The organism is Streptomyces sp. NPDC003379, assembly GCF_053589195.1.
Genome location: NZ_JBSFRK010000014.1, coordinates 62,217 through 77,676, shown reverse-complemented (window position 1 = coordinate 77,676; position 15,460 = coordinate 62,217). Strand labels below are relative to the sequence as shown.

Sequence of the window (15,460 nt, the reverse complement as noted above, 5' to 3'; positions counted from 1 at the left end):
TCACAGCGGATCACCCCGTCCTCCGGCCACCAGCAGGGTCTTCAGCCGCTCCCACCCGGGCCCTTCGGTGAACGCCTCCGCGCCCCATCTCAGCGCGGGCACCGTCACCACCAGGCCCGATGCGGCACGCTCCAGCACGTGCACCTCGGCGATGCGGCGGCGGCCCGCCCGGTCGCGTACGAGATGGATCACCACTGACAGGGCGGCCGCCAGTTGGCTGTGCAGGGCGGCCCGGTCGAGCCCAGCGGCCGTCCCCAGGGCCTCCAGGCGTGCGGGCACGTCCCCTGCGGCGTTGGCGTGCACCGTGCCGCAGCCGCCCTCATGTCCCGTGTTCAGCGCGGCCAGCAGGTGGATCACCTCGGCGCCCCGCACCTCGCCGACGACCAGCCGGTCGGGCCGCATCCGCAGCGCCTGGCGCACCAGGTCGTCCAGGCCGACGAGGCCGGCCCCCTCTTGGTTCGCGGGGCGGGACTCCAGGCGCACCACGTGGGGGTGCTCGGGCCTCAGCTCCGCGGAGTCCTCGGCCAGCACGATCCGCTCCTTGGGGCCGACCAGGCCCAGCAGCGCACTCAGCAAGGTCGTCTTGCCGCTACCCGTGCCCCCGCTGATCAGGAAGGACAGGCGGGCGTCGAGCAGCGCCCGCAGCACCCTGTCGCCCCCGGGCGGCACCGTCCCCGCGTCGACCAGCTCGGTCAGGGTGAAGGCCCGGGGCCGCACCACACGCAGCGAGAGGCAGGTGGATCCCACGGCGACCGGCGGCAGCACGGCGTGCAGCCGGGTGCCGTCCGGGAGGCGCGCGTCCACCCAGGGCCTGGCGTCGTCCAGACGCCGCCCCGCCACGGCCGCGAGACGCTGCGCGAGGCGCCGCACCGCGGCCGCGTCCCGGAACGTGACCCCTGTGAGCTCAAGTCCACCACCCCGGTCCACCCACACCCGGTCGGGCGCGCAGACCAGTACGTCGGTCACAGAGGCGTCCGCGAGCAATGGCTCCAAGGGTCCCGCGCCGACCAGCTCCGAGCGCAACTGCTCGGCGGCGCCGAGAACTTCTGTGTCCCCAAGGACCCTTCCCTGCGCCCGCAGCGCCTCGGCGACCCGTGCCGGAGTCGGCTCCGTGCCGCTCTCCGCGAGCCACTGGCGCACTCCGTCCAGCATCCGCGCCCCGACCACCGCGCTCATACGGCGCCTCCCAGGGCGTCGGCCGGCACCCGGTCCCAGAAGGCGGTGCAGAACCGCGCCAGCGGACCGCGCGCCGCGCCACCGGGCGGCACCCCTGCCACCTGCGCCGCCGCCAGCCCCGCTTCCCAAGGCACTTCACCGGCCAGCGGAAGCCCGAGCAGCCCCGCGGCCTCCTCCGAGTCGAGCGTGCCGGAGCCGCGCGGTCCCGGGCCTGCGGGGATCACCACCCGCAGGTCCCGCAGCACCAGGCCCGCCGCCGACGCCACCCGCCGCGCCCCCGCCACCGCGCGCAGTTCCGGCGGCACCACCAGGAGCCCCAAATCCACCTGCGCCAGCGCCTCCGCGACCGTCTCGTCCACCCGGCGCGGCAGGTCCACGACGACCACACCGCCGCGCCTGCGGGCCGCGGAGACCACCGCCCGAACGGCTTCCGGAGCGACCGCCACCGCATCTCCCCGGTCCCAGCTCAGGACCCGCAGAGCGTGCAGCCGCGGCAGCGACTCCTCCAGCGCTCCCCCGCCGACCCTGCCGCGCGACGCGGCGAAGGCGGGCCAGCGGAGCCCGTCGGCGGTCTCGCCCCCGAGGAGGACGTCCAGGCCGCCGCCCAGCGGGTCCGCGTCGACGAGCATCGTGCGCCGCCCACCGCGGGCCGCCGTGACCGCGAGGGCGCAGGCCAGGGTGGAGGTCCCTGCTCCGCCTCGTCCGCCGATCACCCCGACGGTGAGCGCGGGCCGCCCCACGCCCTCGGCCACGTCGGCGATGCGGTCCACCAGCCACTGCTCGCCGTCGGGCAGAAGCAGCACATGGTCGGCGCCGATCTCCACGGCCCGCCGCCAGACCCCGGAATCGTCCTGATCCCGCCCGACCAGCACGACCCCGCGCCGTCGCGCGGCCCCGCGCACCCGGTCCGCCGCGTCGTCCCCGACCAGGACGAGCGGGGCCGTGTCCCAGGCCTCTCCGCGCTCGGGTCCGCCGTGGTGCACCTCGGGCCGCGCCCCCGCCGCGGCGCACAGCCGCAGCAGGTCATCGAGGAGCTCCACGTCCTCCGTGAGGATCAGCGGCCCACCCTGCCGTCCGTCCGGCGGCGCGCCCCTGTCCTGCGAAATCACTCCACCCACGATCTCCATCCCCCTTCACGCAAGCACCTGTGAATGCCGCGCTCCGCATGAGCGAACAACCGGGCAAAGCAATCCGGCCATGAACTTCGCGAGCGGAACGAGCGGAATCAGCGTGCAGCGATCCCGGAAATCGTGTGGATCTTGGTCAATAACTGTGGACAAGGCGATGGCTGTGAATATCCGCGTCACCCAAACCGGTGACATCCCGTCAGCTCGCCGTCAGCTTCTCGACGGCTTCACGCCACCTTCGTACCGGGCTTCCCGGCACCTTCCCGATGCCTTCCCGATGCCTTCCCGATGGCTTCCCAACGGCTCCCCAACGGCTTCCACAGAGCATCGATTCGATTACACACGGTGACGAATCTTGGGCAGGCCTCAAGACCGCCAGGACGGCGGAGAGAGGGCCCGGAAGGCCGGAAGATGATCGACGGAGGGCTCAAAAACCCATCCGGACATGCGACGACCCCCGCCGGGGGGGAGAGCGGGGGTCGTCCCCACGGTCCGACTCGGGGGGGGAGGAGCCAGACCGGGTTAGCACGGTCGCGAACGATCCGTGACTTCCATGGTGTACCCGAGAGCCTTCTCAGGCAAACCCACGCGCCTCAGCTTACGCCGAATGGTGGGCGCCTATGCTCGGGCTCGTGGAAAACCACTCCTTGCCTCGCACCGCGGCCTTCTTTGACCTGGACAAGACGGTCATTGCGAAGTCGAGCACGCTCACGTTCAGCAAGTCGTTCTACCAAGGCGGCCTGATCAACCGCAGGGCTGTGCTGCGCACCGCGTACGCGCAGTTCGTCTTCCTCGCGGGCGGCGCCGACCATGACCAGATGGAGCGGATGCGCGAGTACCTGTCCGCGCTGTGCCGCGGCTGGAACGTGCGGCAGGTCAAGGAGATCGTCGCCGAGACCCTGCACGATCTGATCGACCCGATCATCTACGACGAGGCGGCGTCCCTCATCGAGGAGCACCACACCGCGGGCCGCGACGTCGTCATCGTGTCCACCTCCGGCGCCGAGGTCGTCGAGCCGATCGGGGAGCTTCTCGGCGCGGACCGGGTGGTGGCCACCCGCATGGTGGTCGGCGACGACGGCTGCTTCACGGGTGAGGTGGAGTACTACGCGTACGGCCCCACCAAAGCGGAGGCGATCAAGGAGCTGGCCCACTCCGAGGGGTACGACCTCGACCGCTGCTACGCCTACAGCGACTCGGCGACCGACCTGCCGATGCTCCAGTCCGTCGGGCACCCCTCGGCAGTCAACCCCGACCGCGCGCTCCGCAAGGAGGCCCTCACGCGCGGGTGGCCGATCCTCGACTTCCACCGCCCTGTGCGGCTCAAGCAGCGCCTGCCGGCCCCGCCCAGGCCCGCGCTCGTCGCGGCGGCCGCGGTGGGCGCGGCCGCGGCCACCGCGGGCCTCGTCTGGTTCGCCAGCCGCCGCCGCGCGACCGCGAGCTGACCCCGGCCGCTCCCCCGCCACCCCGCGGCCACCCAGCGATCTCTGGCCGACCCTCGGCGGAATCACACGCGGAAACCGCCCGCCCGATTCACACCTGTTTGAACCCAAAAGTAAAGAAGTACGCCCAGGACTTCCGCTCGCCCCAGTACTGGAGTACAAAGGAGTCAACGGCCCGCGAGACCAAGGACATCCGAGAGGATTACCTTTAAACGCAATCACGGCCCCACGGACCGAAGCATGGACATCGAGCACCCACGCGACGTCGACCCGTCGATTACGGGCCAGCCGCACCAGGTGACGGGCCAAGTTCCCGACCTGATGGGCAACATACGAGGACGCTTGGTAACCCGGTGGACATGCCAGCGGCGGTACGGATTTCCGTACCGCCGCAACCCTGTTCGGGACCGTTCGGGCCCCCGCGCGACCCGCCCTACGCCGCTCCGCGCTGCAGCGCCTCACAGACCGCGGTCGACTCCCTGACGCCCAGCTCAACGGCCTTGCCGCAGTGGGCGATCCAGGCCGCCATACCGTCCGGGGTGCCGGACGCGTAGCCGTCGAGCGCCGCCACGTAGGCCGCCCGGCCCAGCTCCGCGTGGCCCGCCTCCGCCGGGCAGACCGACTTCGGGTCGAGGCCGCTGCCCACCAGGACGATGCGCTCGGCGGCCCGTGCCACCAGGCCGTTGTGCGAGCCGAAGGGCCGCAGGCTGAGGAGTTCGCCGTGGACCACGGCCGCCATGACCAGGGCCGGAGCCGAACTGCCCGCGATGATCAGCTGCGACAGCCCCTCCAAGCGCCCCGCCACCTCGTCCGCGTCCGGCAGGGGCAGCTCGATCAGCGGCTCCTCGACAGGCTCGCCCGCCAGGCGCGGGCGCCCCGCGGCCTCGGCGGAGTCCGCCGCGGCGACCAGGTGCAGTCGCGCCAGGACCCGCAGCGGCGACTGCCGCCAGATCGACAGGAGTTGCCCCGCCTCGGCGGTCAGCCGCAGGGCACCACCGACCGTGCGCTCCTCACCGTCACCTCTGAAGTCGCTGCGCCGACGCACCTCTTCCAGGGCCCACTCGGCACCGGAGAGCGCGGCGGAACCGCGAGCGCCACGCAGGGCCGCCTCGGAGGTGATCTCGGTGCTGCGGCGCCGCATGATCCGGTGCCCGTAGACCCGGTCGACGGCCTTGCGCACGGAGTCCACGGAGTCGGCCACGCCGGGGAGCGCCCCCAGGGCCGCGATCGGATCGGGTGTCGTACTCATGAGTACGACATTACGTACTCCAGGCGCCCGCTCCACGAAGGAGTGGTCTTCTTCACGCGCATCAAGTGTCGGGAGTAATGGACCCACTACGCTTCGTGGTCATGAAAATCGCTTTCGTGGGGAAGGGCGGCAGCGGCAAGACCACGCTGTCCTCGCTCTTCATCCGCCACCTCGCCGCCACCGGCGCTCCCGTCATCGCGGTGGACGCGGACATCAACCAGCACTTGGGCCCCGCCCTCGGCCTCGACGAGGCGGACGCCACGCGACTGCCCGCCCTGGGCGCGCACCTGCCCCTGATCAAGGACTATCTGCGCGGCTCCAACCCGCGGATCACCTCCGCCGACACGATGATCAAGACGACGCCTCCGGGCGAGGGCTCGCGGCTGTTGCGGGTGCGCGAGGACAATCCCGTGTACGACGCGTGCGCCCGGCCGCTGGAACTCGACGACGCCACCATCCGTTTGATGGTCACAGGGCCGTTCACCGAAGCCGACCTCGGTGTCGCCTGCTACCACTCCAAGACGGGGGCGGTGGAGCTGTGCCTGAACCACCTGGTCGACGGCCGCGATGAGTACGCGGTCGTGGACATGACCGCGGGCTCGGACTCCTTCGCCTCCGGCATGTTCACGCGCTTCGACATGACGTTCCTGGTGGCCGAGCCGACGAGAAAGGGGGTCTCCGTCTATCGCCAGTACAAGGAGTACGCGCGCGACTTCGGCGTCGACCTCAAGGTCGTCGGCAACAAGGTGCAGGGCCAGGACGACATCGACTTCCTGCGCGAGCAGGTCGGCGACGACCTCCTGGTGACCGTCGGGCACTCGGACTGGGTGCGCGCCATGGAGAAGGGCCGCCCGCCCCGCTTCGAGCGGCTGGAAGAGGACAACCACCGTTCCCTGCAAGCACTTCAGGCCGCCGTCGACGCCTCGTACGAACGACGCGACTGGGAGCGCTACACCCGCCAGATGGTCCACTTCCACCTGAAGAACGCGCAGAGCTGGGGCAACGAACGGACGGGGACCGACCTGGCTGCCCAGGTCGATCCCGACTTCGTTCTGCGCGAGCAGATGGTCACTCCTGCCTGACTGACCACTCGCCTGACTGGCCACCCCTGTCTGAACGGGGCTGCAATCGCTACGGCTTGACCGCCGGTGCTCCCGGGACGCCCTTCGGGGCCGGCGCGGGCTGGGCGGACAGGTACTCCGCCCAGCCCTTCTTCGGCGCCTTGCCGACCCGAAGCTTGGACAGCTTCGCCAGCACCTTCGGATCCTGCGCGTCGAGCCAGTCGGTGAGCTGCCGGAAGGAGACGCAGCGCACCTCGCGCTTGGTGCAGACCGTCTCGATCGTCTCCTCGATGGCGCGCATGTACGTGCCGCCGTTCCACGACTCGAAGTGGTTGCCGATGATCAGCGGCGCGCGGTTGCCCTTGTACGCGCGCTTGAAGCCCCGGAGCAGCCCGTCCCGCATCTGGTCACCCCAGTACTCATGCTTGGAAGGGTCGCCGTTCGAGGTCGAACCGGACTGGTTGATCATGAAGTTGTAGTCCATGGTGAGCGTCTCGAATCCACGGCCCGGGACCGGGACGAGCTGCATCGACAGGTCCCAGAGGCCGTTCTTCTTCTTGGGCCAGACCTGGTCGTTGACGCCGCTGGTGTCGTAACGGAAGCCCATCTTCCGAGCCGCCCGCATGAAGTTCTTCTGCCCTTCCAGACAGGGGGTGCGGGCACCGATGAGCTCCTTGTCGTAGTCAAAGGGCAGGGGCTGCGCCTTCTTCAGGCCCGCGTTCGTCTTCCAGGCCTTCACGAAGGACTTGGCCTGGTTGATCTCGCTCATCCAGTCGCCGACGGACCACTCGCCGACCCCGCGGCCCTTGCCGCAGAAGTGGCCGTTGAAGTGGGTGCCGATCTCATTGCCCTCGAGCCAGGCGCCGCGGAGTTGCTCCACGGTGTTCTTGATGCCCTTGCGGTCGCTGAAGCCAATGTCCGAGCTGCCGACCGCGTGCTGCGGCGGGTTGTAGAGCCTGCGCTTCTCCTTGGGGAGCATGTACACGCCGCTGAGGAAGTACGTCATGGTGGCGTCGTTCCGCTTGGCCACCTTGCGGAAGTGGGAGAACAGCTTCTGGCCGTCCTCGCCGGCGCCGTCCCAGGAGAAGACCACGAATTGCGGTGGCTTCAGGCCGGGCTTCAGGCGTGCCGGTCTCGGCAGGTTCGGCTGCTTGCCGGTGAACGCCGTGGAGCCGTCCCCGATCATGCGGACCGGACTCTTGGGCGCCAGGGCGCCGGCCGCCTTCTTCGCGCCGTGGGCGCCTTCCTTGGTTCCGGCGCCCGCGCCGGTGTCGCCGTACGCACAGCCGGCCAGCCCTGCGGCACAGGCCACGAGGGCGGTGAGGCTCGCGGTGATTCTCCGGGTGGCGGCCATCTTCCGCCCACCTTCTTTCCGTGCAAGTCGTGACAGATCGGACAGAGATCGGTCAGCAACTTCGCACGGGTGTCGGAATGCTCCGTTCCGACAAGCCGATAAAAGTTTTTATTCATCCGTCCGGGTGATTGATTGCCCCATTTGCCCCTTTAGTCCACCGGAAGCCTTTACTCTGCATTACTGTTCGTTTACTGAGAGTTGAGAGATCCCGCCGCTGCATGCCGTGACCCACGGCCGCGAAACGCCCTTCGGAGGCCTTCCGAAGGGCCCCTTGTCCCGCGACCGCGCTGCCCCGGAGGAGACGGGAAAATGACTGCCTGCGTCCCCACTCGCCCCACCGACTCGACCCCCACCCCGGGCGCCAACGAGCCACACGCCCCGCCGCCCCGGAAGAAGTTCCGCATCGCCGGCGCCGACCTCTCCGCGTCGGTCGCCGTCTTCCTGATCGCCCTGCCGCTGTCCCTCGGCATCGCCCTCGCCACCGGAGCCCCACTCCAGGCGGGCCTGGTCGCCGCCGCCGTCGGCGGCATCGTCACCGGCCGGCTCGGCGGTTCACCGCTTCAGGTCAGCGGTCCCGCCGCCGGGCTCACCGTCGTCACCGCCGACCTCATCCAGCGGTACGGCTGGCGCACCACCTGCGCCATCACCGTCCTCGCGGGCCTCGCCCAACTCGGCCTGGGCTGCCTGCGCGTGGCCCGCAGCGCGCTCGCCGTCAGCCCCGCTGTGGTGCACGGAATGCTGGCCGGCATCGGTGTCACCATCGCCGTCGCCCAGCTGCACATCGTGCTCGGCGGCACCCCACAGAGCGTCGTGCTCGACAATCTCCGGGCACTGCCCGCCCAGCTGGCCGACCTGCATCCGGCCGCGCTCTCGACCAGCCTGCTCACGCTCGCCATCCTGCTGCTCTGGCCGCGGATCCCCGGGCGCGCCGGGCACTTGGCCCGCGCCGTGCCCGCCGCCCTCGTCTCGGTGGCTCTCGCGACGGGCGTGGCCTCGGCCGCCGGTCTTCGGCTCGACAGGGTCGACCTGCCCTCCTGGCGCAGTCACGCGCTGGTCGGGCTCCCGGAAGGGCCCGCGCTCGGGCTCGTCGCCGCCGTACTCACCATCACGCTGGTGTGCAGCGTGCAGTCGCTGCTCGGCGCCGTGGCCGTCGACAAGCTCGTCTCCAAGCAGCCCGAGCTGCACGCGTGCGTGCGCCGCTCCGACCTCAACCGCGAGCTGCTCGGCCAGGGCAGCGCCAACATCGTCTCCGGAGCGCTCGGCGGCCTGCCCGTCGCCGGGGTCGCCGTGCGCACCGTGGCCAATGTGCGCGCGGGCGCCGTCAGCCGGAACTCCACGATGCTGCACGGCGTTTGGGTAGTAGTGGCCGCGCTGCTCCTGGTCCCCGTCCTGGAGCTGATCCCGCTCGCGGCCCTCGCCGCCCTCGTCATGGCCGTCGGCATCCAGATGGTCAGCCTGAACCACATCCGTACGATCACCCGCCACCGCGAGATCGTCGTCTACGCCATGACGACCCTCGGCGTGGTCCTCCTCGGTGTCCTCGAAGGTGTAGCGCTCGGTGTCGCCGTCGCCGTCGCCGTCGCGCTGCACCGCCTCGCCCGCACCCGGATCACGCACGAGGCGAAGGACGGCGTCCATCATGTGCGCGCCCGCGGCCAGTTGACGTTCCTCGCCGTGCCCCGGCTGAGCAGGACGCTGCACCTCGTGCCGCACGGGGAGGACGTCGTCGTGGAGCTGGACGGCTCCTTCATGGACCACGCGGCGTACGAGACGCTGCAGTGCTGGCAGGACGAGCACACCGCGCACGGCGGACGCGTCGAGATCACCGGGCGCGCCGGGACCCGCATCGCCGAGCCCGCGAGCGCTTCGCACTCCTGCTGCCGGCCGTGGGCGCCCTGGCGCAATCACCACTGCGACCGGCCGCAGGAGGAGCAGGAGCCGGGTCGGCACAGCGGCCACCAACTGGCCAGCGGCATCAGCGCGTTCCAGCGGAACACGGCGCCTCATGTGCGGGGCGAGCTGGCCAGGCTCGCGCGTGAGGGACAGCAGCCGGCGCAGCTGTTCCTGACGTGCGCGGACTCCCGGGTCGTCACATCGATGATCACCTCCAGCGGTCCCGGCGACCTCTTCGTCGTACGCAACGTGGGCAATCTGGTGCCGATGCCGGGCGACGAGAGCGGGGACGACTCGGTGGCGGCGGCGATCGAGTACGCGGTCGAGATTCTCAAGGTGCGGTCCATCACCGTCTGCGGGCACTCCGGGTGCGGTGCGATGCAGGCGTTGCTCAACACGCCGCCCGGAGGCGTCCAGACGCCGCTGCGGCGCTGGCTGCGGCATGGCCTGCCGAGCCTGGAGCGGATGGGCGCGCAGGACAGAGCGTGGGCGCGGCTCTCCGGTGGGGCACCCGCCGATGCGGTCGAGCAGCTCTGTCTCACCAATGTGGTCCAGCAGTTGGAGCACTTGAAGGCGTACGACGCGGTGGCGCGCCGCTTGGCCGAAGGGGAGCTCGAACTGCACGGCATGTACTTCCATGTCGGAGAGGCGCAGGCCTATCTGCTGACGGAGGGCAGCGGGGCCGAGCACCTTCCCGACGACGTCTTCGACGAGGTGGCGCCCACAGCGCTGATCAAGGTGGAGCGGGCCGGGATGTGACGAGCGGCCACCCGACGGGTAAAGGTCTAAACCAATTTTCGGCAGACCCTTGTCACCACGGGTTGTGTCTGATGAGCTGTGGCTTCGGACACAACGGTCGCCCCCGGCAAAGCAGCGCAAGGGAGATGTCGTGAGCAATGAAAGCCTGGCCAACCTCTTGAAGGAGGAGCGTCGCTTCGCGCCGCCGACGGAGCTGGCGGCCGCCGCCAACGTCACCGCGGAGGCGTACGAGCAGGCCAAGGCTGACCGGCTCGGCTTCTGGGCCGAGCAGGCCCGCCGGCTGACCTGGGCCACGGAACCGACCGAGACGCTCGACTGGTCGAACCCGCCGTTCGCCAAGTGGTTCGCCGACGGGAAGCTCAACGTCGCGTACAACTGCGTCGACCGCCACGTCGAGGCGGGCAACGGCGAGCGCGTCGCGATCCACTTCGAGGGTGAGCCCGGTGACAGCCGGGCCATCACCTACGCCGAGCTCAAGGAAGAGGTCGGCCGGGCGGCGAACGCGCTGACCGAGCTGGGGGTCCAGAAGGGCGACCGCGTCGCCGTCTATCTGCCGATGATCCCCGAGGCGGTCGTCGCGATGCTGGCCTGCGCCCGCATCGGCGCCACGCACTCGGTCGTCTTCGGCGGCTTCTCCGCGGACGCCATCGCCGCCCGCATCGAGGACGCCGACGCCAAGGTCGTCATCACCGCCGACGGCGGCTACCGCCGGGGCAAGCCCTCCGCGCTCAAGCCCGCCGTGGACGAGGCCGTGGGACGGGTCGACGGGGTCCGGAAGGTCCTCGTCGTCCAGCGCACCAAGCAGGACGTGGCGTGGACCGAGGGCCGCGACGTGTGGTGGCACGAGATCACGGGGCGCCAGTCCGCCGAGCACACCCCCGAGGCCTTCGACGCGGAGCACCCGCTCTTCATCCTCTACACCTCGGGCACCACGGGTAAGCCGAAGGGCATCCTGCACACCTCCGGCGGCTACCTCACGCAGACGGCCTACACCCACCACGCCGTCTTCGACCTCAAGCCGGAGACCGACGTCTACTGGTGCACGGCCGACGTCGGCTGGGTCACCGGCCACTCGTACATCACGTACGGCCCGCTGGCGAACGGCGCGACGCAGGTGATGTACGAGGGCACCCCCGACACCCCCCACCAGGGCCGCTTCTGGGAGATCGTCCAGAAGTACGGGGTGACGATCCTCTACACCGCGCCGACGGCGATTCGTACGTTCATGAAGTGGGGCGACGACATCCCCGCGAAGTTCGACCTCAGCAGCCTGCGGGTCCTCGGTTCGGTCGGCGAGCCGATCAACCCCGAGGCGTGGATGTGGTACCGCAAGAACATCGGCGCCGACAAGTGCCCCATCGTGGACACCTGGTGGCAGACCGAGACCGGCGCGATGATGATCTCACCGCTGCCGGGCGTGACCGAGACCAAGCCGGGAAGCGCCCAGCGCGCGCTGCCGGGCATCTGCGCCACCGTCGTCGACGACGAGGCGAACGAGGTGGCGAACGGCGGCGGTGGCTACCTCGTCCTGACCGAGCCGTGGCCGTCGATGCTGCGCACCATCTGGGGCGACGACCAGCGGTTCATCGACACGTACTGGTCGCGCTTCGAGGGTCGCTACTTCGCCGGTGACGGCGCCAAGAAGGACGACGACGGCGACATCTGGCTCCTCGGCCGCGTGGACGACGTGATGCTCGTGTCCGGGCACAACATCTCCACCACCGAGGTCGAGTCCGCGCTCGTCTCGCACCCGTCGGTCGCCGAGGCGGCGGTCGTGGGCGCGGCGGACGAGACGACCGGGCAGGCCATCGTCGCCTTCGTGATCCTGCGGGGCACGGCGAACGCCGAGGACGAGGGCCTGGTCGCTGACCTGCGCAACCACGTGGGCACCACGCTCGGACCGATCGCCAAGCCGAAGCGGGTCCTTCCGGTGGCGGAGCTGCCGAAGACGCGTTCGGGGAAGATCATGCGGCGCCTCCTGCGGGACGTCGCGGAGAACCGCGAGCTGGGTGACGTCACCACGCTCACGGACTCCTCCGTGATGGAGCTGATCCAGACGCGGCTCCCTGCCGCGTCCAGCGAGGACTGAGGCGCGCCCGCGGATTGACGGACGTACGCGAGGAGGGCACCCGGCAGCGCGCCGGGTGCCCTCTCTGTGCCTAGAGTGAAGATCACCGGATGCGTCCGGACGTACGTTAGGTAAGCTAAAAATCGCGTCAACGTCGCGGCAAGAATTCACGCGACCGAGAAGCGAAGAAGCGAAGAGAAGTACCTAGGTGCGCCGGGAAGTCTGGTCGGCATGTGCTCTGCCCTGCCCACCCGACCGGAGGTCGACCCACGTGACCGCGCCCGTCCCGCCCACCAGCCGCAAGGTCCTCGGCCGCCTGTCCCTGCCCGAACGCAACTTCGTGGCCGACGCGCTGCGCGCCGAGACGGTCGGCGGAGTCCTGCTGCTCGTCGCCGCCGTCACCGCGCTGATCTGGGCGAACACGGCCGGCGGCTCGTACGAGTCGGTACGCGGCTTCCACCTCGGGCCCGCCTCGCTCGGGCTCGACCTCTCCCTCCAGCACTGGGCGGCCGACGGGCTGCTCGCCGTCTTCTTCTTCGTGGCGGGCATCGAACTCAAGCGCGAACTGGTCGCGGGTGACCTGCGCGACCCCAGGGCCGCCGCGCTGCCCGTCGTCGCCGCGCTCTGCGGCATGGCCGCGCCCGCGCTCGTCTACGTCCTGACCAACACCGTCGGCGGCGGCTCGTTGGACGGCTGGGCCGTGCCGACCGCCACCGACATCGCCTTCGCGCTCGCGGTCCTCGCGGTCATCGGCACCTCGCTGCCGTCCGCGCTGCGCGCCTTCCTGCTCACGCTCGCCGTCGTCGACGACCTCTTCGCCATCCTGATCATCGCGGTCTTCTTCACAAGCGACCTCAACTTCGCCGCGCTCGGCGGTGCCGTCCTCGGCCTCGCCGTCTTCTGGCTGCTGCTCAGGAAGCGGGTGCGCGGCTGGTACATCTACGTCCCGCTGGCCCTAGCCATCTGGGGCCTGATGTACAACAGCGGCATCCACGCCACCGTCGCGGGCGTCGCCATGGGCCTGATGCTGCGCTGCCACAAGGAGGACGACAGCGAGCGGCACTCCCCCGGCGAGCACATCGAACACCTCGTACGCCCCTTCTCCGCCGGCCTGGCCGTGCCGCTGTTCGCCCTGTTCAGCGCCGGTGTCTCCGTCTCGGGCGGCGCGCTCGGCGACGTATTCACCAAGCCGGAGACACTGGGTGTGGTGCTCGGTCTCGTGGTCGGCAAGGCGGTCGGCATCTTCGGCGGCACCTGGCTGGCGGCGCGCTTCACCAAGGCGGAACTCAACGACGATCTGGCCTGGCCCGACGTGTTCGCGGTCTCCTCGCTCGCCGGCATCGGCTTCACCGTCTCGCTGCTGATCGGCGAACTCGCCTTCACCGAGGACCCGCTGCTCACCGACGAGATCAAGGCCGCCGTCCTGACGGGCTCACTCATCGCGGCCGTGCTCTCCGGAATCCTCCTGAAGATGCGGAACGCGAAGTACCGCAAGCTCTGGGAGGAAGAGGAGCGCGACGACGACCTCAGCGGCGTACCCGACATCTACGAGATGGACGACCCGGAGTACCACCTCCGTATGGCCGCCATCTACGAGAAGAAGGCGGCCGAGCATCGAAGGCTTGCCGAAGTACCGGGTGGGGAACGCGAGGATGGCAACGGTCCGGCATGATCTGAGCAGACATATCTCAGAAGTCTGAGCAGAGATCTCTCAGAAGAGATCAGAAGAGAAAAAGGGGAGAACGCGATGAGCTCACCCGACGGTCCTGTCGGCGCCGAACGCAGCCTCGGCCAGCTGGTCGCCACGGCGACCGGTGAGATGTCCGCGCTGGTGCACGACGAGATCGCCCTGGCCAAGGCCCAGCTGCGCCAGGACGTCAAGCGCGGTGCGATCGGCGGTGGCGCGTTCGCCGCGGCCGGAGCGGTCCTCATCTTCTCGCTGCCGATGCTGAGCTTCGCACTGGCGTACGGCATCCGGACCTGGAGCGGCTGGAACCTCGCCGTCTGCTTCCTGCTGTCCTTCGCCGCCAACGTGCTGGTGGCCGGGGCGCTCGCGCTGATCGGCGTCGTCTTCGCCAAGAAGGCCAAGAAGGGCAAGGGCCCGCAGAAGGTCGCCGCCTCGGCGAAGGAGACGGCTGCCGTACTGGGGAACGTCAAGCCGCATCCCCGTGCCGTGAGCCCCGCGGGTGCTCTCGACGTCCGAGTCGGTGAGACGGGGGCCACTGTGGCACGCTCGTCCTCATGACGGACCCCGCCCATCAGGACCACGCCGCCACCGGCGCCGCACAGCACGCGCACGGCCCTGCTCAGCACGGCCCCACGCTGGGGGCCACCGCCCATTCGGCGCAACCGGCCTCGGCCGTACGCATCGAGGGCCCCTGGACCCACCGGGACGTGGCCGCCAACGGGGCGCGCTTCCACATGGCCGAGATGGGGGACGGGCCGCTGGTCCTCCTCCTGCACGGCTTCCCGCAGTTCTGGTGGACGTGGCGGCATCAGCTGGTGGCGCTCGCCGACGCGGGGTTCCGGGCCGTCGCGATGGACCTGCGGGGCGTGGGCGGCAGCGACCGCACACCGCGTGGCTACGACCCGGCGAACCTCGCGCTCGACATCACCGGCGTCGTGCGTTCGCTCGGCGAGCCGGACGCCGCGCTCGTCGGGCACGACCTGGGCGGATATCTGGCGTGGACGGCGGCCGTGATGCGGCCCAAGCTGGTGCGCCGCCTCGCCGTCTCCTCGATGCCGCACCCTCGGCGCTGGCGCTCGGCGATGCTGTCCGACAGGAAGCAGACCACCGCGGGCTCCTACGTCTGGGGTTTCCAGCGGCCGTGGCTGCCCGAGCGCCAACTGGTTGCCGACGACGGCGCCCTGGTGGGCCGTCTGGTCCGGGACTGGTCGGGGCCCCGGCTGCCGGAGGACGAGGCGGTGGAGGCGTACCGGCGGGCCATGTGCATCCCCTCGACGGCGCACTGCGCGATCGAGCCGTACCGCTGGATGGTGCGGTCGATGGCACGACCCGACGGCATCCAGTTCAACCGCCGCATGAAGCGGCCGGTGCGGGTGCCGACGCTGCATCTGCACGGGTCGCTCGATCCCGTGATGCGTACGAGGAGCGCGGCCGGGTCCGGTGAGTACGTTGAAGCCCCTTACCGCTGGCGGCTGTTCGACGGGCTCGGGCACTTTCCGCACGAGGAGGACCCGGTGGCGTTCTCCACGGAGCTGGTGAACTGGCTGAAGGATCCCGAGCCGGACCGCTGAGGCCGGGCGGACCCAGCGGACGCGAACACCTGTCCTACGAACGCCAATTGCCCCGCGCATAGGCCAATTGGGG

General features: G+C 70.3%; 11 protein-coding genes. 7 read left to right on the top strand and 4 right to left on the bottom strand.

Annotation, left to right across the window (positions count from 1 at the left end):
• Together ACWDVB_RS15930 and ssd are read right to left on the bottom strand one after the other, a co-directional pair.
• Nucleotides 1–1,176, bottom strand: a complete 1,176-nt coding sequence (locus tag ACWDVB_RS15930) for a TadA family conjugal transfer-associated ATPase (protein WP_451515329.1) — start codon at nt 1,174–1,176, stop codon at nt 1–3.
• Nucleotides 1,173–2,303: a septum site-determining protein Ssd gene (gene ssd, locus ACWDVB_RS15925; RefSeq protein WP_451515330.1), complete on the bottom strand. Its 1,131-nt coding sequence runs from the start codon at nt 2,301–2,303 to the stop codon at nt 1,173–1,175. Before ssd ends, ACWDVB_RS15930 begins: the two co-directional genes overlap by 4 nt.
• A 620-nt stretch (nt 2,304–2,923) precedes the next feature.
• Between ssd and ACWDVB_RS15920 the strand changes: the two genes are divergently transcribed.
• Nucleotides 2,924–3,748, top strand: a complete 825-nt coding sequence (locus ACWDVB_RS15920; protein WP_451515331.1) for an HAD family hydrolase — start codon at nt 2,924–2,926, stop codon at nt 3,746–3,748.
• A gap of 430 nt (nt 3,749–4,178) precedes the next feature.
• On the opposite strand, the gene ACWDVB_RS15915 is transcribed toward ACWDVB_RS15920, so the two are convergent.
• On the bottom strand, nt 4,179–4,994 hold the full coding sequence (locus ACWDVB_RS15915; RefSeq protein WP_451515332.1) for an oxidoreductase: 816 nt from the start codon (nt 4,992–4,994) through the stop codon (nt 4,179–4,181).
• Between the two features lie 101 nt (nt 4,995–5,095).
• Here ACWDVB_RS15915 and ACWDVB_RS15910 point away from each other — a divergent pair, with 101 nt between their 5' ends.
• Complete coding sequence (locus tag ACWDVB_RS15910; RefSeq protein ID WP_451515333.1) at nt 5,096–6,076, top strand: ATP-binding protein; 981 nt, start codon at nt 5,096–5,098, stop codon at nt 6,074–6,076.
• A gap of 49 nt (nt 6,077–6,125) precedes the next feature.
• Here ACWDVB_RS15910 and ACWDVB_RS15905 read toward each other — a convergent pair whose 3' ends face one another.
• Nucleotides 6,126–7,409: a hypothetical protein gene (locus ACWDVB_RS15905; protein ID WP_451515334.1), complete on the bottom strand. Its 1,284-nt coding sequence runs from the start codon at nt 7,407–7,409 to the stop codon at nt 6,126–6,128.
• 309 nt (nt 7,410–7,718) lie between these two features.
• On the opposite strand from ACWDVB_RS15905, the gene ACWDVB_RS15900 reads away from it, so the two are divergent.
• The 5 genes from ACWDVB_RS15900 to ACWDVB_RS15880 all read left to right on the top strand — a co-directional run bounded on the left by ACWDVB_RS15900 (nt 7,719) and on the right by ACWDVB_RS15880 (nt 15,387).
• A complete protein-coding gene (locus ACWDVB_RS15900; protein ID WP_451515335.1) occupies nt 7,719–10,061 on the top strand; it encodes a bifunctional SulP family inorganic anion transporter/carbonic anhydrase in 2,343 nt (780 codons plus the stop codon).
• A 130-nt stretch (nt 10,062–10,191) separates the two neighbouring features.
• Complete coding sequence (gene acs / locus ACWDVB_RS15895; RefSeq protein WP_451515336.1) at nt 10,192–12,150, top strand: acetate--CoA ligase; 1,959 nt, start codon at nt 10,192–10,194, stop codon at nt 12,148–12,150.
• A 250-nt stretch (nt 12,151–12,400) separates the two neighbouring features.
• A complete protein-coding gene (gene nhaA, locus ACWDVB_RS15890) occupies nt 12,401–13,801 on the top strand; it encodes a Na+/H+ antiporter NhaA (RefSeq protein ID WP_451515337.1) in 1,401 nt (466 codons plus the stop codon).
• A gap of 75 nt (nt 13,802–13,876) precedes the next feature.
• A complete protein-coding gene (locus ACWDVB_RS15885) occupies nt 13,877–14,374 on the top strand; it encodes a phage holin family protein (RefSeq protein ID WP_451515338.1) in 498 nt (165 codons plus the stop codon).
• Nucleotides 14,371–15,387, top strand: a complete 1,017-nt coding sequence (locus ACWDVB_RS15880) for an alpha/beta fold hydrolase (protein WP_451515339.1) — start codon at nt 14,371–14,373, stop codon at nt 15,385–15,387. Before ACWDVB_RS15885 ends, ACWDVB_RS15880 begins: the two co-directional genes overlap by 4 nt.
• Nucleotides 15,388–15,460: the final 73 nt, after the last annotated feature.